Annotated in this window: 22 protein-coding genes and 2 tRNA genes; 5 read left to right on the forward strand and 19 right to left on the reverse strand. The window is 62.5% G+C overall.

The genetic code is table 11. The features are described 5' to 3' along the window. Positions 1 to 104: 104 nt before the first annotated feature. From plsX to DQ397_RS05095, 3 genes are read right to left on the reverse strand one after another with little or no spacing between them, the layout of a single operon-like run. Positions 105 to 1,115 carry a phosphate acyltransferase PlsX gene (gene plsX, locus DQ397_RS05085; RefSeq protein WP_080642141.1) on the reverse strand — a complete coding sequence of 337 codons (1,011 nt, stop codon included), beginning with the start codon at positions 1,113 to 1,115 and terminating at the stop codon, positions 105 to 107. A 3-nt stretch (positions 1,116 to 1,118) separates the two neighbouring features. After that, on the reverse strand, positions 1,119 to 1,301 hold the full coding sequence (rpmF, locus tag DQ397_RS05090; RefSeq protein ID WP_008096416.1) for a 50S ribosomal protein L32: 183 nt from the start codon (positions 1,299 to 1,301) through the stop codon (positions 1,119 to 1,121). A 13-nt stretch (positions 1,302 to 1,314) separates the two neighbouring features. Continuing rightward, the gene (locus DQ397_RS05095; protein WP_043214407.1) at positions 1,315 to 1,842 is read right to left on the reverse strand and encodes a YceD family protein; all 528 of its coding nucleotides are present in this window, start codon (positions 1,840 to 1,842) and stop codon (positions 1,315 to 1,317) included. A 96-nt stretch (positions 1,843 to 1,938) separates the two neighbouring features. Here DQ397_RS05095 and DQ397_RS05100 point away from each other — a divergent pair, with 96 nt between their 5' ends. Then, complete coding sequence (locus tag DQ397_RS05100; protein ID WP_043214404.1) at positions 1,939 to 2,517, forward strand: nucleoside triphosphate pyrophosphatase; 579 nt, start codon at positions 1,939 to 1,941, stop codon at positions 2,515 to 2,517. Positions 2,518 to 2,599: 82 nt separating this feature from the next. Here the strand turns inward: DQ397_RS05100 and DQ397_RS05105 are convergent, their stop codons facing one another. The 3 genes from DQ397_RS05105 to rluC are packed head-to-tail and all read right to left on the reverse strand — an operon-like array spanning position 2,600 to position 5,237. Then, complete coding sequence (locus DQ397_RS05105) at positions 2,600 to 3,592, reverse strand: S49 family peptidase (RefSeq protein WP_043214403.1); 993 nt, start codon at positions 3,590 to 3,592, stop codon at positions 2,600 to 2,602. After that, complete coding sequence (locus DQ397_RS05110; protein ID WP_043214401.1) at positions 3,585 to 4,274, reverse strand: HAD family hydrolase; 690 nt, start codon at positions 4,272 to 4,274, stop codon at positions 3,585 to 3,587. The genes DQ397_RS05105 and DQ397_RS05110 overlap by 8 nt, the downstream gene beginning before the upstream one ends. Before the next feature lie 6 nt (positions 4,275 to 4,280). Beyond that, entirely contained in the window at positions 4,281 to 5,237 is a 957-nt protein-coding gene (gene rluC, locus DQ397_RS05115; protein ID WP_043214399.1) for a 23S rRNA pseudouridine(955/2504/2580) synthase RluC, read from the reverse strand. A gap of 907 nt (positions 5,238 to 6,144) precedes the next feature. Between rluC and rne the strand changes: the two genes are divergently transcribed. Further along, positions 6,145 to 9,333, forward strand: coding sequence for a ribonuclease E (gene rne / locus DQ397_RS05130; RefSeq protein WP_043214397.1), 3,189 nt, complete (start codon positions 6,145 to 6,147; stop codon positions 9,331 to 9,333). 115 nt (positions 9,334 to 9,448) lie between these two features. Here the strand turns inward: rne and murB are convergent, their stop codons facing one another. The 8 genes from murB to DQ397_RS05170 all read right to left on the reverse strand — a co-directional run bounded on the left by murB (position 9,449) and on the right by DQ397_RS05170 (position 16,322). Then, positions 9,449 to 10,465 carry a UDP-N-acetylmuramate dehydrogenase gene (murB, locus tag DQ397_RS05135; RefSeq protein ID WP_043214395.1) on the reverse strand — a complete coding sequence of 339 codons (1,017 nt, stop codon included), beginning with the start codon at positions 10,463 to 10,465 and terminating at the stop codon, positions 9,449 to 9,451. After that, positions 10,462 to 10,926, reverse strand: a complete 465-nt coding sequence (locus DQ397_RS05140; protein ID WP_043214393.1) for a low molecular weight protein-tyrosine-phosphatase — start codon at positions 10,924 to 10,926, stop codon at positions 10,462 to 10,464. The genes murB and DQ397_RS05140 overlap by 4 nt, the downstream gene beginning before the upstream one ends. Then, complete coding sequence (gene kdsB / locus DQ397_RS05145; RefSeq protein ID WP_043214391.1) at positions 10,926 to 11,690, reverse strand: 3-deoxy-manno-octulosonate cytidylyltransferase; 765 nt, start codon at positions 11,688 to 11,690, stop codon at positions 10,926 to 10,928. The genes DQ397_RS05140 and kdsB overlap by 1 nt, the downstream gene beginning before the upstream one ends. Beyond that, entirely contained in the window at positions 11,687 to 11,872 is a 186-nt protein-coding gene (locus tag DQ397_RS05150) for a Trm112 family protein (RefSeq protein WP_003247142.1), read from the reverse strand. The genes kdsB and DQ397_RS05150 overlap by 4 nt, the downstream gene beginning before the upstream one ends. Positions 11,873 to 11,914: 42 nt before the next feature. Continuing rightward, positions 11,915 to 12,925, reverse strand: a complete 1,011-nt coding sequence (gene lpxK / locus DQ397_RS05155) for a tetraacyldisaccharide 4'-kinase (RefSeq protein WP_043214388.1) — start codon at positions 12,923 to 12,925, stop codon at positions 11,915 to 11,917. Continuing rightward, positions 12,925 to 13,359: a biopolymer transporter ExbD gene (locus DQ397_RS05160; protein ID WP_043214387.1), complete on the reverse strand. Its 435-nt coding sequence runs from the start codon at positions 13,357 to 13,359 to the stop codon at positions 12,925 to 12,927. Before DQ397_RS05160 ends, lpxK begins: the two co-directional genes overlap by 1 nt. Beyond that, complete coding sequence (locus DQ397_RS05165; protein WP_043214385.1) at positions 13,356 to 13,991, reverse strand: MotA/TolQ/ExbB proton channel family protein; 636 nt, start codon at positions 13,989 to 13,991, stop codon at positions 13,356 to 13,358. The genes DQ397_RS05160 and DQ397_RS05165 overlap by 4 nt, the downstream gene beginning before the upstream one ends. A gap of 111 nt (positions 13,992 to 14,102) precedes the next feature. Next, complete coding sequence (locus tag DQ397_RS05170; protein ID WP_043214383.1) at positions 14,103 to 16,322, reverse strand: DNA internalization-related competence protein ComEC/Rec2; 2,220 nt, start codon at positions 16,320 to 16,322, stop codon at positions 14,103 to 14,105. A 142-nt stretch (positions 16,323 to 16,464) separates the two neighbouring features. Here DQ397_RS05170 and DQ397_RS05175 point away from each other — a divergent pair, with 142 nt between their 5' ends. Then, positions 16,465 to 17,106, forward strand: a complete 642-nt coding sequence (locus DQ397_RS05175) for a DUF2062 domain-containing protein (RefSeq protein WP_139205743.1) — start codon at positions 16,465 to 16,467, stop codon at positions 17,104 to 17,106. Here DQ397_RS05175 and DQ397_RS05180 read toward each other — a convergent pair. From DQ397_RS05180 to DQ397_RS05190, 3 genes are all read right to left on the reverse strand, one after another. Continuing rightward, complete coding sequence (locus DQ397_RS05180; RefSeq protein WP_043214381.1) at positions 16,990 to 17,769, reverse strand: ABC transporter permease; 780 nt, start codon at positions 17,767 to 17,769, stop codon at positions 16,990 to 16,992. The genes DQ397_RS05175 and DQ397_RS05180 overlap by 117 nt on opposite strands. Next, positions 17,766 to 18,698: an ABC transporter ATP-binding protein gene (locus DQ397_RS05185; protein ID WP_043214378.1), complete on the reverse strand. Its 933-nt coding sequence runs from the start codon at positions 18,696 to 18,698 to the stop codon at positions 17,766 to 17,768. The genes DQ397_RS05180 and DQ397_RS05185 overlap by 4 nt, the downstream gene beginning before the upstream one ends. Before the next feature lie 140 nt (positions 18,699 to 18,838). Further along, entirely contained in the window at positions 18,839 to 19,462 is a 624-nt protein-coding gene (locus DQ397_RS05190; protein ID WP_043214375.1) for a glutathione S-transferase, read from the reverse strand. Between the two features lie 185 nt (positions 19,463 to 19,647). Here DQ397_RS05190 and DQ397_RS05195 point away from each other — a divergent pair, with 185 nt between their 5' ends. Then, entirely contained in the window at positions 19,648 to 22,095 is a 2,448-nt protein-coding gene (locus DQ397_RS05195) for an acyl-CoA dehydrogenase (RefSeq protein ID WP_148921498.1), read from the forward strand. 93 nt (positions 22,096 to 22,188) lie between these two features. Beyond that, entirely contained in the window at positions 22,189 to 22,599 is a 411-nt protein-coding gene (locus tag DQ397_RS05200) for a PA2817 family protein (RefSeq protein ID WP_043209867.1), read from the forward strand. Between the two features lie 114 nt (positions 22,600 to 22,713). On the opposite strand, the gene DQ397_RS05205 is transcribed toward DQ397_RS05200, so the two are convergent. Both DQ397_RS05205 and DQ397_RS05210 read right to left on the reverse strand, forming a co-directional pair. Beyond that, positions 22,714 to 22,789: transfer RNA gene (locus DQ397_RS05205), tRNA-Gly, on the reverse strand. Between the two features lie 86 nt (positions 22,790 to 22,875). Further along, positions 22,876 to 22,951 (reverse strand) — tRNA-Gly (locus DQ397_RS05210). Position 22,952: the final 1 nt, after the last annotated feature.

The raw sequence follows: 22,952 nt of genomic DNA on the forward strand, positions 1-22,952 counted from the left end.
TGTCGTCGGATAGGGTGCGTCGAGCCCAGGGCTGGACGCGGAAACTGAAAACTTGGATGGGAAAAGAGACCAAGCGGTCACATTTAACCATTTCACGGCGGGAATTAAAGCAAGAGATCTTCCAGGCGACCATGCAGGCGTTGCGGCAGGTTCTCCTGGATTTCGATCAGCGCACGCTGGATGGCGCTCTGGAAGCCCTGCACTCCGGCAGAACCATGGCTCTTGATGACGATACCTTGCAGACCGAGGAAGCTCGCGCCATTGTGCCGCGCCGGGGCCAGGTCGGCCTGCAGTCGCTTGAGCAGGGGCATGGCCATGGCACCAGCAGCCCGGGCCAACACACCCCCCTTGAATAGCGCCTCGATGCGCGCACCGATCATGGTGGCCAGACCTTCGCTGGACTTGAGCAGGATATTGCCGACGAAACCGTCGCACACCACCACATCGGCCTCACCACGGTAGAGGCCATCGCCCTCGACGAAACCAATGTAGTTGAGCCCGCGAGCATTCTGCAAAAGGCTCGCTGCAAGCTTGACCTGCTGATTGCCTTTGATGTCCTCGGTGCCAACATTGAGCAGCGCTACCCGCGGACGATGGATTCCCAGCGCCTGGGCGGCCACTGATCCCATCACGGCGAACTGATAGAGGTTCTCGGCGCTGCAATCGACATTGGCGCCAAGATCCAACAGCTGGCAATACCCTGCCTGCGTGGGGATCGCCGCCACCATAGCCGGCCGGTCGATGCCCGGCAGCGTCTTGAGCACGAAGCGCGACAGCGCCATGAGCGCACCGGTATTTCCGGCGCTCACGCAGGCCTGCGCCTTGCCATCACGCACCAGTTCCAGGGCGACGCGCATCGACGAGTCAGGTTTACCCCGCAATGCCTGTGATGGCCGCTCGTCCATACCCACCACTTCGCTTGCCGCTACGATTTGCAGGCGCGCGCGATCCGCAGCCGGCAGACTGCTGACAAGATCTTCGAGGAGGGAGGGTTGACCGACGAGGGTCAGATGTAACGAGGGGGTAGCCGAGAGGCAAGCAATACTTGCCTGAACAATGCTGCGGGGACCGAAGTCCCCGCCCATTGCGTCGATCGCGATGATCTGAGCGGACAAGGATTACTCGTCAGCGCCCTTGTCGATCACTTTGCGACCACGGTATACGCCTTCTGGCGAAACGTGGTGGCGCAGGTGCACTTCACCGGTGCTCTTCTCTACGGACAGCGCGTTTTCCGACAGGGCGTCGTGGGAACGGCGCATGTCACGGGCAGAGCGGGATTTTTTGTTCTGCTGAACAGCCATAATTGATTAACTCCTAAACGTTTGGGTCACGCTTTAACTGCGCCAAAACACTGAACGGGTTGGACCGCGATACCTCGTCCTTGCTCGATTCGGGCTCATCTGCGCCCGCCGGCTGCTGGCATTCTTCCGGATGATGAGCAGGCACGATAGGCAAGGCGAGCAAGAGCTCTTCCTCGATCAACGCCTGCAGATCCAAAGGATCTTCGCCCAGTTCCAGCACGTCATAGCCTTTCGGCAACGACTGGGTATTCGCACCCTCCTTCACCACAGCGTACGTACATTCACTGTGAATCGGCAGGGTGACCAGCTCAAGACAACGCTGGCAAACCATCTTGACTTCGACATCGAGTTCGCTGTGAAACACCACAGCGCCTTGCTCGTCTCGCTCAAAATCGAACTTCGCCTGCACCGTACCGACATCGTCGGACAGCGGGTCGCAGAGTCTTTCCAAATCAGCGAGTTGCAGCGAACCTTGGATGGTTACGCCACGATCGGCCAATTTGCGCGGGTCAACGTGAGGTGGAATCGGGTCATTCAACATAGGCGCAGCATTCTAGGGATGCCCCCCGCCCCTGTCAAAGGAAATTCGGCGGCATCTCACATGTTAGAATTTGGTTCATCTGCCCAGGAGTCTACCATGCTTCCCCTGTTACTGGCTTCCAGCTCCCCCTACCGGCGCGAACTGCTTGAGCGCCTGCACCTGCCCTTCGGCTGGGCAAGCCCCGATATAGACGAGCGGCGCCTGGATGACGAGCCGGCCACCACTTTGGTTCGTCGCCTGGCCCGCCAGAAAGCCGAGGCGCTTGCGGCCAGCCACCCCGACCATCTGATCATCGGCTCCGACCAGGTAGCGGTGCTCGGCGAGCAGATCCTGGGCAAGCCACATACCTTCGAACGCGCCTGCGAACAACTGCTGGCCGCCAGCGGCCAGCAGGTCACCTTTCTCACCGGCCTGGCGCTACTCAACAGCACCACAGGCCAATGCCAGGTGGATTGCGTGCCCTTTACCGTAAATTTGCGCGAACTCGATCGCGAAAGCGTGGAACGCTATGTGGCAGCGGAACAGCCCCTGGATTGCGCAGGCAGCTTCAAGGCCGAAGGCCTGGGGGTAAGCTTGTTCCAGAGCACCCACGGCTGCGATGCAACCAGCCTGATCGGGCTACCGCTGATCCGACTGGTCGACATGCTTTTGAAAGAAGGCGTGCAGATTCCCTGAAGGTCTGAACGAAGCAACCCAGCCCCTGGGGGCATCGCCTCACATGCGCGAGCGATGCCCAATGGCTGGAGCGGGCTTGATGTCAGCGCAGCGATGGCCCTTGGAAACCCATCCACATAGCCAGGCGCTCAGCCACGCTGGCACCCAAGCGCTTGGAGAAGCGATCGAACGGCGACTCCTGGACAGTGAAGTCCACCAACTCCTTCTCGCCCACGATCTCACGCGCCACGTAGCTGGCACTGCCCAACCCATCCACCAGCCCCAGTTCCTTGGCCTGCTCGCCCGACCAGACCAGGCCACTGAACAGCTCTGGATGCTCCTTGTCCTTCAGGCGATCGCCGCGCCCCTGCTTGACCATGGCGATGAACTGACGATGCGTGGTATCGAGCACGCCCTGCCAGAACGCGGTCTCTTCTGGCTTTTGCGGCGAGAACGGATCCAGGAACGCCTTGTGCTCGCCTGCGGTGTAGGTCCGCCGCTCCACACCCAGTTTTTCCATGGTGCCGACAAAGCCATAACCTGCAGCGGTCACACCGATGGAGCCCACCAGACTCGCCTTGTCGGCATAAATTTCATCAGCCGCACTGGCAATGTAATAAGCCCCCGACGCGCCCAGGTCGGCAATCACCGCATAAAGCTTGATCGCAGGGTATTCAGCACGCAGTCGGCGGATCTCGTCGTAAACGTAACCCGACTGCACAGGACTGCCGCCAGGACTATTGATGCGCATGATCACAGCCTTGGTCTTGGCATCCTTGAAGGCGTCTCGCAGACTCTTGATGATATTGTCGGCACTGGCTGGCTCCTCGTCGGCAATCATGCCACGCACCTCTACCAACGCTGTATGGTTGGCACTGCGCGACGCAGCCTTGTCCACATCCATCATGGGCGTGAACAGCACCAACAGCCCGAACAGGTAAACGAAGGTCAGCAGCTTGAAGAAAATGCCCCAGCGCCGCGCCCGACGCTGCTCTTGGACACCTGCAAGCAGGGTCTTTTCCAGCAACTTCCAGCTCTTGCGCTCCTCGCGTTCTTCCGACTCTTCGGGCTCGGGCGCCCGCCACTCATCAGCCATGCTTACCTACCTTGGAATTGACCGTGCGCGAACAAGCGAGCCACTCGCGCAACTGTGAAAAATGATCGATGCACACCTGTGGACCGAATTCGCTCAAGGCCTGCAACGACATAGCACCATATCCCACCGCAACCGAATGCATCCCGGCGTTGCTGGCCATTTGCAAGTCGAATGCAGAGTCTCCGACCATCAGCGCCTGATGGGGTTCGACCTGGCAGTGAGCCAGGATCTGCTCGAGCATCAGCGGATGTGGCTTGCCGCGCGTCTCGTCGGCGGCACGGGTAATGTCGAAGTAACGTTCCCAGCCATTGGCCTTGAGCACCCGATCCAGACCACGACGCGCCTTGCCGGTGGCTACCGCCAGACGGTAGCCGTCGGCACGAAAAGCCTCCAACGACTCGGCCACGCCATCGAACAACGGCGAAGGCTGTTGATCCAGGGCCATGTAGATATCGGCGTAGTGCTGGCGGAAAACCTCGACCTGAACGGCATCCAGGTGAGGATATAGCGTGGAGATCGCCTCCCCCAGCGCCAGACCGATGATGCCCTTGATCGCAGCATCGCTGCTGGAGGCTTCGCCGGCACGCTCAGCCGCGGCATTCATGGCCTCGACGATACGCCCAATGGAATCGGCCAGGGTGCCGTCCCAATCGAAGATCAACAACTCATAGGGTTTATTCATGAACGATCAAGTCGCACTCAAGCGCTCCACAGTCTTGGACCAGACCTCATCCACCGGAGCCTCGAGCTTGAGCTCACCGCCATCGGGCAGCGGCACGGTCAGGGCATAGGCATGCAGGAACAGACGCTTGCCACCCAGATCGCGAATCTCCTTGGAGAAATCTTCGTCACCATACTTGCTGTCCCCGGCAATGCTATGCCCGGCATGCAAGGTATGGACACGAATCTGGTGGGTACGCCCCGTCACCGGACGCGCCTCGACCATGGTCGCGAAGTCGCCGAAGCGACGCAGGACGCGGAACAGCGTCAGCGCTTCCTTGCCCTCCTCATCGACTTCGACCATGCGCTCGCCGGAGCGCAGGTTGCTCTTTTGCAGCGGCGCGCTGACCTGCTTCTTGGACGTTGGCCAGTGGCCACGCACCAACGCCATGTACCGCTTGTCGACACCGTCGCCACGCAACGCGGCATGCAGATGGCGCAGCATGCTGCGCTTCTTGGCGATCATGAGCAGCCCGGAGGTGTCACGATCGAGGCGATGCACCAGCTCCAGCTCCTTGGCATCCGGACGCAGCTGACGCAGTGCCTCGATCACGCCGAAGCTCAGACCACTGCCGCCATGCACGGCAATGCCGGCTGGCTTGTTGAGCACGATCAGCGCCTTGTCTTCATAGACAATAGCCGCCTCCAGACGCTGCAAAAGGCCTTGGGCCACCGGCGCCGGCTCGTCGCGCTCAGGCAGACGGACAGGCGGCACTCGTACGATGTCGCCAGCCTGCAGTTTGTACTCAGGCTTGATCCGCCCTTTGTTGACCCGCACCTCGCCTTTACGCAGGATGCGGTAAACCAAGGTCTTGGGCACGCCTTTGAGGGCCGTGATGAGGAAATTGTCGATGCGTTGGCCGGCAAGCTCCGGCGCGACTTCGATCAGCTGAACGCCGGAAGTCGGAGGGGTATTGGTCGTCATGGAGGAATCATAACAATTTTTTATGGAATTGAAGCACTTAATCATTGCTGCTATAGTCGCGAACGCCGCCAAAAGCGGCAGGCCAGCGGCAGCAGGCTCCAGGCCCGCCCCTGACCATCGCAATTCTCGAGGACGCGAGGCCGTCCGACGGGGTTTTCGCCAGTTTACCGAAATGCCTGGAATCGCCACCAGCGCCGTGTAGAGAAGACCGAAAAAAAACGACAAGTGCGGTGTTTCACCTGCTTACCCGCTTCTTTTCGCCGTACCTCTGCCCGCCCCTTGGCGCTTGCACGCATCGCCCGGCGAATGCTTCGGAAATACCTGCCTTGGACATAAATGGCGCCAGTTCCCGAATCGGAACTGACGAAAAATGCAACCCGTTGCGGATTCAGCGCGCGGCAGCACCCGAACTATCAGGGATACGTGCAGGGTGGAGATGCACAGACCTCGGACCGTGTAGCACGGCATCCGGCCACCAGCCCCAGGCTGGCCTGGCAAGCGGACCCGGGCTTCGCAGACACCCCCGAAAGTGTCCACGGCCCACGGCTGATTCCTCCTCCTGACTGAGTGCAAGTGGCCTGTACGGTTGTTCGAGGATTCACCTTCGAGTGCCAGGGTTTGCCAGGCAAGGCGCCACGCCCCGTCGTAGCCAAGCTACGCCGAGCAATGGCAATGCAGCGAGGCAAGCCCAGGCACCGAGATGAAGTACTCGGTTCGACCACACCGGCCGCCAGGCACCGCAAAACAGGACGCGTCGTCGCGACCACGGCAGGCTGGGCAACCGGCTGGTGCCGAATGTCGTTGGACACGGGGGTGGCCCGCCACCCTTTGCGCACCTTGGCACCGACCATGAGAAGTCGTGTGTGCCGAACGCCGTTTCCGGCAGCCCGGAAACCGACGGTACAACATGAAAAGAATGCTGATTAACGCAACTCAACCCGAAGAGTTGCGTGTAGCCCTGGTGGATGGCCAACGTCTCTACGACCTGGATATCGAATCCGGGGCGCGCGAGCAGAAGAAGGCCAACATCTACAAAGGCCGGATCACCCGGATCGAACCCAGCCTCGAAGCCGCTTTCGTCGATTTCGGCTCCGAACGTCACGGCTTCCTGCCGCTCAAGGAAATCTCCCGCGAATACTTCAAGAAGGCGCCAGAAGGCCGCGTCAACATTAAAGAAGTGTTGAGCGAAGGCCAGGAAGTCATCGTCCAGGTCGAGAAGGAAGAGCGCGGCAACAAAGGCGCCGCCCTCACCACTTTCATCAGCTTGGCCGGTCGCTACCTGGTGCTGATGCCCAACAACCCACGTGCCGGCGGCATCTCCCGTCGCATCGAAGGCGAAGAGCGCAATGAGCTGCGCGAAGCCCTCAACGGCCTCACCGTCCCAGGCGACATGGGCCTGATCGTGCGCACTGCCGGCCTTGGCCGCAGCAGCGAAGAAATGCAGTGGGACCTCGACTACCTCCTGCAACTGTGGACCGCCATCAAGGAGGCCTCCCAAGATCGCGCCGCACCTTTCCTGATCTACCAGGAAAGCAATGTCATCATCCGCGCCATCCGCGACTACCTGCGCCAGGACATCGGCGAAGTGCTGATCGACAGCATTGACGCCCAGGAAGAAGCCCTGACCTTCATCCGCCAAGTCATGCCGCAGTACGCCAGCAAGGTCAAGCTGTACGAAGACAGCGTCCCGCTGTTCAATCGCTTCCAGATCGAAAGCCAGATCGAGACCGCCTTCCAGCGTGTGGTCGACCTGCCCTCCGGTGGCTCCATCGTCATCGACCCGACCGAGGCCCTGGTCTCCATCGACATCAACTCGGCGCGCGCCACCAAAGGCAGCGACATCGAAGAAACCGCCCTGCAGACCAACCTGGAAGCGGCCGAGGAAATCGCCCGCCAACTGCGTCTGCGTGACATCGGCGGCCTGATCGTCATCGACTTCATCGACATGACCCCGGCCAAGAACCAGCGCGCCGTTGAAGAGCGCGTGCGTGAATGCCTCGAGGCCGACCGCGCCCGCGTCCAGGTTGGCCGCATCTCGCGCTTCGGCCTGCTGGAAATGTCCCGTCAGCGCCTGCGTCCTTCCCTGGGCGAGAGCAGCGGCATCGTCTGCCCACGCTGCTCCGGCACCGGCATCATCCGTGACGTCGAGTCGCTGTCCCTGGCCATCCTGCGCCTGATCGAGGAAGAAGCCCTGAAAGATCGTACCGCCGAGGTACGCGCCCAGGTACCGATCCCGGTTGCAGCTTTCCTGCTCAACGAAAAACGCAACTCGATCACCAAGATCGAACTGCGCACCCGCGCCCGCATCATCATCCTGCCGAACGATCACCTGGAAACGCCGCACTTCGAAGTCCAGCGCCTGCGCGACGACAATCCGGACGTGCTGAACAACCAGTCCAGCTACGAGATCGCCGCCGCCGAAACCGAAGAAGCGCCGCAGCCGACTGCCACCCGCACCCTGGTTCGCCAGGAAGCCGCGGTCAAGACCGCCCCGGCCCGCGCCAACGCGCCGGTACCCAGCACACCCGAGCCGGCACCGGCCGCACCAGTCGCACCGGCACCAAGCGCTCCGGAGCCAAGCCTGTTCAAAGGCTTGGTCAAATCGCTGGTAAGCCTGTTCGCCGGTAAGGACGAACCTGTAGCCGCACCGGTCGCCAACACCGAGAAACCGGCTGCCGAGCGCCCACAGCGCAACGAAGAGCGCCGCAACGGTCGTCAGCAGAGCCGCAATCGCAACGGCCGTCGCGATGAAGACCGCAAACCACGCGAAGAACGCAGCGAGCGCGCCCCGCGCGAAGAGCGTCAGCCACGTGAAGAGCGTGCCCCGCGTGAAGAACGCGCCCCCCGTGAGGAGCGTGCTCCACGCGAAGAGCGCCAAGCACGTCAGCCGCGCGAAGACCGCCGCGGCAACCGTGAAGAGCGCGTGCGCGAACTGCGTGAACCTCTGGATGCCGCCCCTACCGCCCGTGAAGAGCGCCAGCCACGTGAAGAACGTGCCCCGCGCGAAGAACGTGTAGCCCGCGAGGAACGTGCGCCACGTGAAGAGCGCCAACCGCGCGAAGAACGTCAGCCTCGTGAAGAACGTCAGCCACGTGAAGAGCGTGCACCTCGTGAAGAGCGTGCCCCGCGCGAAGAACGCGCACCACGCGAAGAGCGCGCCGAACGCGAAGAGCGTCAACCACGCCCACCTCGTGAAGAGCGTCAGCCTCGCGCAGGTACCGAGGCCGCCGAGGCCGCCGAGGAACAACTGCCAAACGAAGAGCTGCTGCAGGAAGAGCAACAGGACGGCGCCGATGGCGAACGCCCACGTCGTCGCTCCCGCGGCCAGCGTCGTCGCAGCAACCGTCGCGAGCGCCAACGCAATGCCAATGGCGAGCTGATCGAAGGTGGTGAAGACGAAGCCACCGGCGAAGAGCAACCAGCACAGCAACACCAGGCTACCGAGCTGGGTGCAGAGCTAGCCGCTGGCCTTGCCGTCACCGCTGCCGTTGCCTCCAGCAACATCAGTGCCGAAGCCGAAGCCCAGGCCAACCAGCAGGCCGAACAGGCTACCAACGTGGTTGCCCAAGCCCAGGAAGCTGCCCAGCCTGCCGAGCAGGTCGTCGAGCAGATCGACCAGGCTCAAGAGCTCGCCATCGCACCCGTGGTCGAACAACCGCTCAGCGAGCCGGTCGCGGTGACCGAGCCAAGCGCCGAGCCCGTGGTCGAAGTGGTCCCACAACCGGTCGTCGAAGCGCCAACTACCGAAGCGGTTACAGAAGCTGCTGTCGTGGAATCCGGCGAAGCTGAGCAAGCCCCTGCCTTTGAGCAGCAAGCCGCACCAGCACCGGTTGCCGAGCAGCCTGCCGAGGCTGCCGAGGCCAAGCCGGAAGTGGCCGAGCCCGCTCCGGTAGCTGTCCAGGCCAGCGTACAAGAGCAAGCCCCGGCTCCGGCCGAGCCTGCCACTGTGATGCTGCCAAACGGCCGCGCACCGAACGACCCACGTGAAGTGCGTCGCCGCAAGCGCGAAGCCGAAGCCGCTGCCAAGGCTGCCGCCGAGGCACAGGCTGCCGAAGCGCTGGCGACCACCGATGAGCAGAAACCTAATCACGGTTGATGCCATCGGTTGAATGAAAAAGCCCCGCCAGTGTGAACTGGCGGGGCTTTTTCATTTCGGGAACATTTACCGCGAGACTGACTTGAACGATGGTCTGTGTAGCAGCCCCCAAGGATCAGTACAGGTTCGGTTCCATCTCCAGCTCGACCCCGAAGCGCTCGTAGATATCGGCTTGTATCCTGCGCGCCAAGTCATGCACCTGTGCCCCGCTTGCCCGGCCATAGTTCACCAGGACCAGCGATTGCAGACGATGCACCCCGGCATCCCCGTCCCGGTACCCTTTCCATCCCGCCTGCTCGATCAGCCAGCCTGCAGCCAGCTTCACCTGCCCATCTGCCTGCGGATAAGCCACCACGCCCGGGAAGCGCTCGCGAATCTGCTCGGCCAGCGCCGCCGTTACCACAGGGTTCTTGAAGAAGCTGCCGGCGTTGCCAAGCTCGGCCGGGTCAGGCAGTTTTTCCCTGCGAATGCTGCAGATAGCTTCGCTGATGGCCATGGCGGTCGGCGCATGAACGCCCTGCTCCAGCAGACGCTGGCGAACCGGTCCGTAATCCAGATGCGCATGCAGGGTTCGACTCAGAGCAAAACGCACCCGCAGGATCAGCCACCGCCCAGGGTTGCGTTTGAACAAGCTGTCCCGATAAGCGAAGGCACATTCCTCCAGAGCAAAGTCCCGCAACTCGCCGGTTTCACGATCCAAGGCGGTTAGGCCGGCAAATACGTCCTTGATCTCTACGCCATAGGCACCGACGTTCTGCATGGGCGCGGCGCCAACGGTGCCCGGGATCAGGCTGAGGTTCTCCAGACCGCAAAAGCCCTGTGTCAGGCTCCACTGCACGAAGGGATGCCAAGGCTCGCCTGCCTCGGCCTCCACCACGACCCGATCACCATCGTCCTGCAACACCCGACGGCCTCGGCTGGCCATATGCAACACCAAGGCATCGATGTCACCAGTCAGCAGCAGGTTGCTGCCGCCACCGATCACCAGCACACGCACTTGCCGCTCGATGGCCTCAGCCAGGGCCTGACGGACCTGCGCATCGTCATGGGCCTGGGTGAAATAGCGTGCCTTCACGTCAATGCCAAAGGTGTTGTAGGGCTTGAGCGAGACCCGTTCCTGCCAGCTCGTCATAGCCGCCCCTTGATTTCAACGACCAGCGCCTGGCATGCAGCTTCGATCAGGTCCAAGACCTGCTCGAAACCTTCGGCGCCGCCATAGTACGGGTCCGGTACCTCATCCAAGGCTGCGCCATAGCGGCGCAGAAAGAGATCCAGTTCACCGGGCGCGGCGTGGGGACGCATGGCGTGCAGATGAGCCAGGTTGCTCTTGTCCATCGCCAGGATCAGGTCGTATTCGGCAAAATGCTCTGCCTTGACCTGCTGGGCACGCTGACGGGACAAGTCATAGCCACGCGCCAGGGCCGCGCGGCAGGTACGGCTGTCGGGCGCCTTGCCGACGTGCCAGTCACCGGTGCCGGCCGAGGCCACGTGCACCAGCTCGGCAAGTCCTGCGGCCTGCAATTGGTGGCGCAATACACCTTCGGCAGTCGGTGAACGACAGATATTGCCCAGGCAGACGAACAGAACGCGCATCAGGCCTCCAGCAAGCGCCGAACGCGCTCCAGGTCTTCAGGAGTATCCACGCCGACGGCCGGGGCCTCGATGGCGTCTGCTACGTGAATGCGCACGCCATGCCATAGGGCGCGCAGTTGCTCCAGCGCTTCGGTCTGCTCCAGCCAGCAAGGGCCCCAGCTGACGAAGTCCTGGAGAAAACCCACACGGTAGGCATACATACCGATATGACGGCGGTAAGGAACGCCTTCGGGGATGCTGTCGCGGCGCTTGGCGAACGCATCTCGCGCCCAAGGCAGCGGTGCACGGCTGAAGGTCAGGGCCAGACCATGCTTATCGCTGATCACCTTGACCGCATTGGGATTGAACACGGTTTCAGGCTCGGCGATCGGCTCGGCCAACGTCGCGATGCCCGCTTCCGGATGGGCTGCAAGGTTGGCGGCCACCTGATCGATGATCACCGGCGGAATCAAAGGCTCGTCGCCCTGCACATTGACCACGATGGCGTCAGCCGGCAGGCCCAGATGCGAGGCCACTTCGGCCAGTCGGTCAGTGCCGGACTCGTGGTCGGCACGGGTCAGCAGGACCTCGGCGCCAAATGCCTGGCAAGCCTCGACGATGCTGGCATCGTCGGTGGCGATGACCACGCGGCTGGCGCCGCTTTTGCGGGCCTGTTCCCAGACATGCTGGACCATCGGCTTGCCGGCAATCGCCAACAGCGGCTTGCCCGGCAGGCGGGTCGAGCGCAGGCGGGCAGGAATCACCACGGTGAAATTCAAGCTCATTTGTCCAGGCGCTCGTCGTCGGTCAGGGTGCGCGCTTCACTTTCCAGCATCACCGGGATGCCGTCACGAATCGGATAAGCCAGGCCCGCGCCCTTGCTGATCAGCTCGGTTTTGTCGGCACTGAGCTTGAGCGGGCCCTTGGTGATCGGGCAGGCCAGGATATCGAGCAATTTGGTGTCCATGGAGGCTTCCTTGAGGCCAAAGGCCGGAAAAAAGAAAAAGGCTCAGGGCTGGAGACGTTCAGGCAGCAGACGCTGCAACTGCCCGTCGAACCAGTTGGCAAAGGCCTGGGATGGCACGGCGTCGACCGCCAGGTACCACCAGTCGTCGGCCGCAAAGGGCCGGCACTTCACTGCATCCTTCTCGGTCATCACCAGCGGCAGCGCCGGACTGAACGCCAGGTTCTCGACGCTGAACTGCGCATGATCGGCAAAGGGATGCGGTATCGGCTGCCAGTTTAGCCCTTGCAATGTATTGAAGAAACGCTGTGGATTGCCGATGCCAGCCACGGCGTGCAACGCCTGGCCAACCGGAAAGTGATCGAGTGGGCGACGCTCGCCGCTGCGCAGATTGACCAGTGCCGAGGGCCGCAGGCCGAAAGCGAAGCCGTCGTCCAGGTCCACCTTTGCGCCGTTGTACAGCACCGCATCGGCCTCGGCCAGACGCTCGACCGGCTCCCGCAACGGGCCCGCCGGCAGACAACGGCGATTGCCCAGGCCGCGGGCGGCGTCAATCAGCACCAGCTCCAAGTCACGCGCCAGGCGGTAGTGCTGCATGCCGTCATCGCACAGGATCAGGTCTAGCGGCTCGCTGGCCAGCAGCGCCTGCACGGCGCAGGAACGGTCGGGGTCGATCATCAGAGGCACGCCTGTACGTTGAACGATCAACAGCGGTTCGTCACCGGCGTGCTGCGCGCTCTGGTCTGCCCGGACACGCCAAGGCAGGCTGGGCGGCGCTGCGCCATAACCCCGACTGACCACCCCGACCTTGAGCCCAAGCAGACGACAGTGCTCGATCAACCAGAGAATCATCGGCGTCTTTCCGGTGCCGCCGACCGTGATGTTGCCCACTACGATCACCGGCACCGGCGCTCGGTAGCTGGCGCTGTCACCCCTGAGAAAACGTGCACGCTTGCGCGTCACCACCCGCCGGTACAGGGCCTCGAGCGGGCGCAACAGCGCAAGCGCCGGATGCCCGGCATACCAGGCCGCGAGCAGACGGTCAGCGAAAGCCATCAAGGAGTACCCTGCGCGGCCTCGACGGTGGTCATGCGCAACTTGCTGAAGCCGAGCTTGCCGGCCGCATCCATTGCGGTGACCACAGCCTGGTGCGGCGTCTTGCCGTCCGCGCTGATCGCCAGCGGCAGGGTGATGTCCCCGCCCGATTCGCGCTCGAGCGCCTCGGTCAAGGTCGCCAGATCGCTCTTGGGCAGCAAGTGGTTGTTGACCGAATACACGCCGTCCGCACTGATGGTGATTTCCACAACCTTGCCCTCCTCTGCCGGTGCCTGGGTGGCACTGGCGGCTTCGGGCAGCTCGACGCGCAGCTGGGTCTCGCGGGTAAAGGTGGTGGTGACCACGAAGAACAGGAGCAGAACGAACACCACGTCGATCAACGACGCCAGGTTGATGTCCACGTTCTCCCGTTGCCGGTTGCGCCGGAACTTCACGCCTTGCCTCCGGCCACTTCCACTTCGCGATCGCCTTGCAGCACCTCGACCAGCTTGATTGCCTCCTGCTCCATGCCGACGACCAGCTCATCGATACGTCGCTGCAGGAACCGGTGGAAGAAGACCGCCGGGATCCCCACCATCAGGCCGGCGGCCGTGGTGACCAGGGCCTTGGAAATACCACCCGCGAGAACGGCCGGGTTGGCAGTCATCTGCGAGCCCATGAAGGCGCTGAAGATATCGATCATGCCCAGCACCGTACCCAGAAGGCCGAGCAAGGGGGCCATCGCGGCGATGGTGCCCAATGTACCGATATAGCGCTCCAACTCATGGATGACCCGGGAGGCGGCCTCCTCGATGCACTCTTTCATGATCTCGCGACCATGGCGGGAGTTGGCCAGGCCCGCAGCGAGGATTTCGCCCAACGGCGAATCGGCGCGCAGGGCCTTGAGCTTGTCACTGGTCAGTTGCTTGTCCTTGATCCACATCCACACCTGGCCCAGCAGGTGCGGTGGGGTCACGCGACTGGCGCGCAGGGTCCACAGGCGCTCGGCGACGATAGCCATGGCGGCGATGGAACTCAGAATGATCGGCAGCATCATCCAACCACCGGACTTGACCAATTCCCACACAGTAAGCATCCCCTTGAAAAAGGCCGCCACTCTACCATAGGACCGTGGGGGGGCTCATCTGCCAAAGGTCAGGGAGTCGGCCGTTCACATTATGACCTGCGCATGGGCCATTCATTGCCCCTGTCGCCAGAACCGCCGCTGCGCCCGCAGTCCCTCGACCTCGCCATGGGTGCCCAGGCGTAGGCGCAAAGCGCCTTCGATCGCGGTGTCATGAACGCTCAACCCGTACCGCCGGTAACGCTCCACGACCTGCGGATGCGGATGACCGAAGCTGTTGTAACGCCCCCGGGAAATCATCACGCCCCTTGGCGACGTAGCGCGGATGAACGGCTCGGTGGACGAGCTGCGACTGCCATGGTGCGGCGCCTGCAACCAGTCGATGCGCGGCGCATCGGTCGCTGCCAGCCAAGCCCGCTCGGCACCAGCCTCCATATCGCCGGCCAGTAACAACCGCTCGCCCTGGGCCTGTACCAGCAGCGCACAGGAACGCTCGTTACCGGCCGGCCCCCCTGCCCACTGCCAAAGCATGAAGTCCACCCCATCCCAGTGCCAGCGCTCGCCACTGACGCACCGGCGTGCCCGCAAAGCCTCCGGTAATTGTTCAGGCTCCCCCGCAAGCACCCTACCCAGCGGCAGACCGCGCCCGATAGCCGCTGCGCCGCCGGCATGATCGGCGTGGCCATGACTGATCAGCATCAGATCCAGGTGCTCGACGCCAAGCTTGCGCAAGGTCGGCAACACCACCCGGTCCCCCAGGTCCATGTCACCCTTGGCGGGGCCGGCATCGTAAAGCAGGCTGTGCGTGCGGGTTCGCAGCAGCACGGCCAGGCCCTGCCCCACATCCAGTTGCAGGATTTCAACCTGCCCCTGCGGCACTGGCTCCCGTGGAGCCCACAGAGCCATCAGCATCACGCCCCCCAGTCCACGCAGCGGCACCCCCCGGGGCAGCAACAGCAACGCCGCCCCCAATCCGACCAGCAGTCCCGCCCACGGCGTCAATGCCTGGGGCTCCCAGGCCGGACGCCATTGCCCCAACAGCGCCAACTGCTGAAACAATATTTCCAGCAACCCGCCTGCCCACCACAGCAACAGCTCACCGGGCTGGCCCAGCGGCAAGAGCGCACTGCCCAGCAGCGCCAACGGCAACACGGCAAAACTGATCCAGGGTACCGCCAACAGATTGGCCAGGGGCGCTGTCAGGCTGATCGGCAAACCCAGCGCCAGCAAGGCCGGCAACAAGCCCACCGCGACCACCCATTGCGCCCTGCTCCAGGCTTGCCACGGCCGCCAGCCGCCGAGGCGCCCGGCAAAGCAGAACACCAGAACCGCGACTGCGGCGAACGATAGCCAGAACCCGGGCAACAGGCTCGCCAACGGTTCGATCAGCAGCACGCCACACAGGGCGGCCAGCAACGGCAGGAGCGCCCCCAGATGACTGAAGTGCAGACGCCAGAGCAGGACCATCGCCAGCATCAGGCAAGCTCGCTGCACCGGCACACCGAACCCCGCGAGCCCGCCGTACCCCAACGCTGAAACCAGACTCAGCGCGCATGCCCAAGGCAACCATGGCAGACGCTGGGGCCACAGGCCCAGGCGCGCCAGCCACGCCACCAAGCCATAGACCAGCCCGGCCACCAAGCCGATGTGCTGGCCGGAAATCACCATCAAGTGCACCGTACCGGTGGCCTGCAACGCCTGCCATTCCGAGCGCGCAAGCCCCGAGCCATCCCCCAGGACCAGCGCCGCCAGGGCACCTTCGCGCCCCTGGGCATCGACTGCCAGCAAGCGTTGGCGCACCGCGTCGCGCCAGTTGTTCGTGGCGGGTGCCAACAACTGCCCAGCCTTGACGGTGCCCACGGCGCCGATCCGCCGCGCGAGAAAAAGCGCCTCCCAGTCGGGACCATGGGGGTTGAGCAGGCCATGGGGTCGCTTGAGCGTGACAGCCAGGCGCCAGTACTCGCCGGCGCTCAGTTGTGGCCCCTCGAACCAGTTCAACTGAAGCCGACGCGGCAAGGCGGTGCGACGCGAGGTAGGGTCCGCAAGCTCGAAGCGCACGGATTGCCCTCGTAGTGCGGGCAATCCCACCACCCGCCCCTCCAGCCACACGGTTCGCCCATCCAACGCGGATTCCAGACGATCATCCAAGGCGTTTTGCGCCGACCAACAGGCCCAGCTCATTCCGAGGAGAAAGCAACCTACAGCCCTGGCTCTGCCAGGAAGACAAACCACGCCGAGCAACAGCATCGTCAGCATCGCGCCGACCGATGGCAATGCAGGCAGAAAACGCAGGCTCAACAGCCCGAGTGCGAGCGCGAACATCCCTGTGCGCATGAGATAGAGCTCCAGAAGCGAAACAGCCCTCTGAGGCTTAGCTGAAAAGTCGGCCGACCTTGCTCAATAATTGTCACAAACTCTGAACAAGGTCGTCAGGCAAAAAAGGCATACTGCCCTCATTCACCTGCCGGGAGCGTACATGCCGCGCCGTCTCTTCAAACGCTACATGCCGGATCCAACCAGCATTCGCGAACACAAGTCCTTACGCTTTTTCGGCAGGTTGCTGCACGATCCCAACCTCTGGCACCTGAACCGCCATTCGGTGGCGCGGGCCATGGGCGTCGGCCTGTTTGCGGCACTGATTCCCATGCCCATGCAGATGTTGCTGGCCGCCAGCCTGGCAATCCCACTGCGGGGCAACCTGCCAATCGCGGTCAGCCTGGTCTGGCTGACCAATCCACTGACCATGCCGCCGGTGTTCTTCGTCACCTACATGACCGGCGCCTGGCTGATGCAGGTGCCGCCCCGCACGCTGCCGGACGAAATCACCGTCCAGTGGGTCACCGATCAACTGTCGACGATTTGGCAGCCCTTCCTGCTGGGCTCGGTGGTGTGTGGGCTGGTGCTGGGCCTGTTCGCCTACTTCGCCACCATGCTGTACTGGCGCTGGTGGGTAGGCCGGCAATGGCGCCGGCGCAAGGCCCAGGGGGCAGCCAGGCACGCCTCAGGCACGCATGCCACGGCCGCTAACCAGCAGACGAACGCACAGCAGGTAAAGCACTGCAGTGGCCACCAACATGAAGGTGATCGCAGTGCCGATACGGATATCCGACACCCCTAGGATGCCGTAGCGGAACGAGTTGACCATGTGCAGTACCGGGTTCGCCAACGACACGGTCTGCCAGAATGGCGGCAGCAAGCTGATCGAATAGAACACCCCGCCGAGGTAGGTCAACGGCGTCAGCACGAACGTCGGAATGATCGAGATATCGTCGAAATTGCGCGCGAACACGGCGTTGACGAAGCCCAGCAGCGAGAAGATGGTCGCGGTCAGCAGCACCACCGCGACAGTGACACCCAGGTGATGCACCTGCAGATGGGTGAAGAACATCGACAGGATGGTCACGATCACCCCGACAGCCAGGCCACGCAACACGCCTCCGAGCACATAGCCGACGAGAATGGTGTGCGGCGATACCGGCGAGACCATCAGCTCTTCGATCGAACGCTGGAACTTGCTGCCAAAGAAGCTCGAAACCACGTTGCCGTAGGAGTTGGTGATCACCGACATCATGATCAACCCCGGCACGATGTATTCCATGTACGTGAAGCCGCCCATGTCGCCGATCTGTCGACCGATGAGATTTCCGAAGATCACGAAATACAACACCATGGTGATCGCCGGCGGCAACAGGGTTTGCGGCCAGATGCGCAAAAAGCGCCGGACTTCACGGTAGACGATGGTGTTGAGGGCGACCCAGTTGGTGCGCAGGTCCAGACTCATACGGCCACCTTCGACAGGTTTTTTTCTACCAGTGACACGAACAGCTCCTCGAGTCGGTTGGTCTTGTTGCGCAGGCTCTGCACTTCGATCTGCTGCAATGCCAGTTGGCCAAACAGCGCGGTGATGCCCATCGCTTTGTCCACCTGCACTTCCAGGGTGTGCGGCGTGATCAGCCGGCACGGGTAGCCCTGAAGCACCGGCGCCTGGGCAAGATCCTGCTTGAGGTCGAGAACGAAGGTTTCCACGTGCAGCTTGCTCAGCAGCTTGCGCATGCTGGTGTTCTCGACGATGGTGCCATGGTCGATGATGCCGATGTTGCGGCACAGCTGCTCAGCTTCTTCCAGGTAATGGGTGGTCAGGATGATGGTGATGCCTTTCTGGTTCAGCTCGGTGAGAAAGCTCCACATCGAACGGCGCAGCTCGATGTCCACACCCGCGGTCGGCTCATCTAGAATCAGCAAGCGCGGTTCGTGAATCAGCGCCCGGGCGATCATCAAGCGGCGCTTCATGCCGCCGGAGAGCGAGCGCGACTGCACATCCCGCTTATCCCACAGGCCCAGTTGAGTCAGGTACTGTTCGGTGCGCTCCTTGGCCAGCTTGGGCGGGATTCCGTAGTAGCCCGCCTGGGTGACCACGATATCGAAGGTCTTCTCGAACTGGTTGAAGTTGAACTCCTGCGGCACCACGCCCAGGCAACGCTTGAGCGCGGCAGGGTCGCGATCCAGGTCATGGCCGAACACATTCACCGTGCCGCTGGTCTTGTTGACCAGGGTGGAGAGGATGCCGATGGTGGTGGACTTGCCGGCGCCGTTGGGGCCAAGCAAAGCGAAGAAGTCACCCTCGGCGACATCCAGGTCGATGCCCTTGAGGGCCTGGAAGCCGTTGCCGTAGGTCTTGGTCAGCTGTCGTATGGACAGGGCGGAACTCATAGCGGGTCAGGTACCGAGAAAAGGGTTCAGGACACGCCAGAGCTGATCACTGGCGCAGTGAGTGCGGCCAATGGTGCAAGCCCTGGCCGCGCAAGTACAGTCATGTGTATCGATAATGACTATCGAAATGACCACGGTGTTCAGGTCAATGCCGTCATTACCGCTGCTTGGTAGGCCGGGCGTTGGCGCAGGCGCTCATACCAGGCCCTCAGATGGTGCATCTGCGGGCGCTCGATCGGCATTTCGAACCAGGCGTAGATAAAACAGCCCAGGGGGATATCGCCCATGCCAATCTGCTGGCCGGAGAGGTAAGGCTGGTCCGCCAGGGCCTGGTCGGCGATCGACAGCAACTGCGCGCATTGCTTGTGGGCAGCATTGATGGCCACCCAGTCGCGCTGGTCCTCCGGCGTGCGCAGCAGGCCCCAGAACAACGGCCGGAATGGCGTAGCGAAGGACGAGGTAGTCCAATCCATCCATTTGTCCGCCAAGGCGCGCTGGCGCGGATCGTCCAGATACCAGCCTTGGTCGCGGCCATATTGGGCGCACAGGTAGCGAACGATGGCGTTGGACTCCCAGAGCACCAAGTCGTCATCTTCGAGCATTGGCACCAAGCCATTAGGGTTGCGCGCCCGATAATGCGGCTCGTCCACCACACCGAAGGCGCCGCCAGCGTCGATCGATTCGAAGTCCAGGCCCAGTTCATGGGCAATCCACAGTGCCTTGCGCACATTGCTCGAGTTCTTGCGGCCCCAGATCTTCAGCATGACAGCGTCCTTTGGTATGCAGAGGCCCGATAGTCTACTCCAATCCGCCGGCCTGGTTGGTGAAACACCGGACTGCGCTGAACGCTCGCCGCCATACCCTGTCACTGTTCAGGTCAGGCCGTCCCGCCAGGCAGGTCTAAGCTCTGTGGGATAGCTCGTACCCAATGTTCCATGGAGGAAGGATTATGTTGCTGCTGTGGTTGGTGGTGTTGGTGATCGGTGCGGCGTACCTCACGCATCGGCGCCTGGCCCCCCTGAAGATCCTGGGGGCCGTCGCGGTATATGTGTTACTGATGGGCATCTGGGGGCACGCCCCTGCCTGGCTGCTGGCATTGATCTGGCTGGTATTGGCCTTCAAGACCGCATTTCTGGTATTGCCGCAATGGCGGCGCAAGTTGTTCACGACCCCTGTGTTCCAATGGTTCCGGCGCACGCTGCCGCCGATGTCACGAACCGAACGCGAGGCCATCGACGCCGGCACGGTCTGGTGGGATGGCCAACTGTTCAGCGGCCGCCCCGACTGGAATGTCCTGCTCGACTATCCGGCAGCCACGCTGACCGACGAAGAACAGGCCTTCATCGACGGCCCCACCGAGGCCCTCTGCGCCATGGTCAGCGACTGGCAGATCAGTCAGGACCTGGACCTGCCAGCAGAAGCATGGACGCATATCAAGGCCCATGGCTTCTTCGCTCTGATAATCCCCAAAGCATACGGCGGCAAAGGTTTCTCGGCCTATGCCCACTCTCAAATCGTGATGAAACTGGCTACCCGTAGCGCCGACCTGGCCTCGACGGTGATGGTGCCCAACTCCCTGGGCCCGGCCGAGCTGCTGTTGCACTACGGCACTGAGGAACAACGCAATCATTATCTGCCTCGCCTGGCTCGCGGCGAGGAAATCCCCTGCTTCGCCCTCACCGGCCCACTGGCCGGCTCGGACGCGAGCGCCATGCCAGACACCGGCGTGATCTGCAAAGGCCAATGGCAAGGTGAAGAAGTGATCGGCCTGCGCCTGAACTGGGAGAAGCGCTATATCACCCTTGGTCCGATCGCGACACTGCTGGGCCTGGCCTTCAAGGCCTATGACCCGGAGCACCTGCTGGGCGACACGCAGGATCTGGGCATCAGCCTGGCGCTGGTGCCCACCGATACACCGGGTGTCGAAATCGGCAGGCGCCACTTCCCGCTGGGCGCGGCCTTCATGAATGGCCCCAACAGCGGCAAAGATGTCTTCATACCGCTGGATTACCTGATCGGCGGCAAGGACATGCTCGGCAAAGGCTGGATGATGCTGATGAACTGCCTGTCCGTGGGCCGTTCCATTTCCCTGCCCGCGGGAGGCACAGGTGCAGCCAAGTACAGCAGCCTGGTGACCGGTCAGTACGCACGCATTCGCGAACAGTTCAATGTTCCCTTGGCCGCCTTCGAAGGCATCCAAGCCTCCCTGGCCCGCATTGGCGGCAACGCGTGGCTGGCCGACAGCGCCCGAATACTGACCGCTCAGGCCGTCGACCTCGGCGAAAAACCCTCGGTGCTGTCGGCGATTCTCAAGTACCACCTCACCGAGCGAGGTCGCGAATGCATCCAGCACGCCATGGATGTACATGGCGGCAAAGGCATCATCCTGGGGCCGAACAATTACCTGGCACGCAACTGGATGGGCGCACCGATCTCCATCACCGTCGAAGGGGCCAACATTCTTTCACGCAATTTGATGATCTTCGGTCAGGGCGCGATCCGCTGCCATCCGTTCGTGCTCGAGGAAATGGCCCTTGCCGGGCGCGAGGACCACGAGCAGGCGCTCGCCGAGTTCGATGACTTGTTGATGAAACATATCCTCTTCGCCGCCGGCAATGCCGCCAGCACCCTGGTACTGGGGCTCGGCCTGGGTCGCTTCGAGCAGGTACCAGGTGATGCCCTCAGCCAAGGCTATTTCCGCGCGCTGAACCGACAAGCTGCGGCATTTGCACTGCTGGCGGACCTGTCGATGATGATGCTCGGCGGTGCACTCAAACGCCGGGAACGCCTCAGTGCGCGCCTCGGCGATGTATTGAGCTATCTGTACCTGGCTTCAGCGTCTCTCAAGCGCTACCACGACTTGGGCTCACCGGAGCACCTGCAGCCATTGCTGCGCTGGGCCCTGGAGGAAAGCCTGGGCCAGTCGGAGGCCGCACTGGATCGCCTGCTCGACAATTTCCCTAACCGCTTCGTCGGTTGCGCCTTGCGTGTGCTGGTCTTCCCTCTGGGACGTCGCCACACCGGGCCAAGCGATGAATTGGATGCCGAGGTGGCGGAGTTGATTGGGCGGCGCAAGGGAGACCCTGCGCTTGAAGAGCTGCTGAGCGGCTGCTTCCGTCCGCAGGCCGAAGCCGACCCGGTGGCAGCCTTGCAACGGGCCAGCGACCTATTGGCAGAGTGCGCCCCTCTGCACAAGGCGCTGCACGAGGCGATCAGGCACGGCAAGGTCCATCCCGCACCCGGGCAGTCAGCGATAGACGCTGCCGTCGAGGCTGGCGTACTGCAAGCTGCCGAGGGGCAGCGCTTGCATGAGGCGCAGGCAGCTCGGCGACGGGTGATCGATGTGGACGCATTCGACAAGGAGGCGCTGCGCCCGATCAAAGACGCGATACGCTGACTCCTGGCGATCGGGTTGTGCTGACACGCTCAGCACAACCCGCGCAACCGGCGTATACTCCGCCCCCGTTTCAGCCATACCGAGGACCCTTCCATGGCCAACCCGCACCTGGAGTATCACCTGCAACTGCTTCAGCACCTGCGCACCATTCTGGTCGCCCTGGGTGAAGCCGAGCAGGTGCCGGAAGAGAGCCACGCCCTGTTCCTCGAACGCTTCGATGAACTGCTCACCCTGCTGCCGCAGGATCCACTGGAAAGCCAGTACCTGGGCCAAGACCTGATTTGCCAGGTAATCCAGCGCTACCCGCAGATTGCCCACCTGGTACCACGAGACCTGCTTTGGTTCTTCGGCGGCGACTGCCTGCACTTCATGCCCGATGAAGAACTGGCCGTGTACCAGCAACTCGAAGACCTGCGCTACGAAGCCGAACAGAACGGTGAAGCCTTCGACTGGAACCAGCAAAAGCAACTGCTGAGCCTGCCTGAACAGACACCGAAGCATTGATGCCCCAGCAGGGCAAGCACAGGCTTGCCCTGCCCCCCAAAAACGGGAGCGCGGGTGCCGACGCTAGAAACGGCAAAAAAAAACGCCCTCTCGTCTGAGAGGGCGTTTTCGATTTGGAGCGGGAAACGAGACTCGAACTCGCGACCCCGACCTTGGCAAGGTCGTGCTCTACCAACTGAGCTATTCCCGCAAATATGAAGCAAACCGCTATTTGGCATGAAGCGCCGTACTGGCCTTCATCGCCACTGCATCGCCATGGACGATACAGCTTTGAATTGGAGCGGGAAACGAGACTCGAACTCGCGACCCCGACCTTGGCAAGGTCGTGCTCTACCAACTGAGCTATTCCCGCA

This window comes from Pseudomonas sp. CK-NBRI-02, from assembly GCF_008124495.1.
GTDB lineage: Bacteria > Pseudomonadota > Gammaproteobacteria > Pseudomonadales > Pseudomonadaceae > Aquipseudomonas > Aquipseudomonas guariconensis.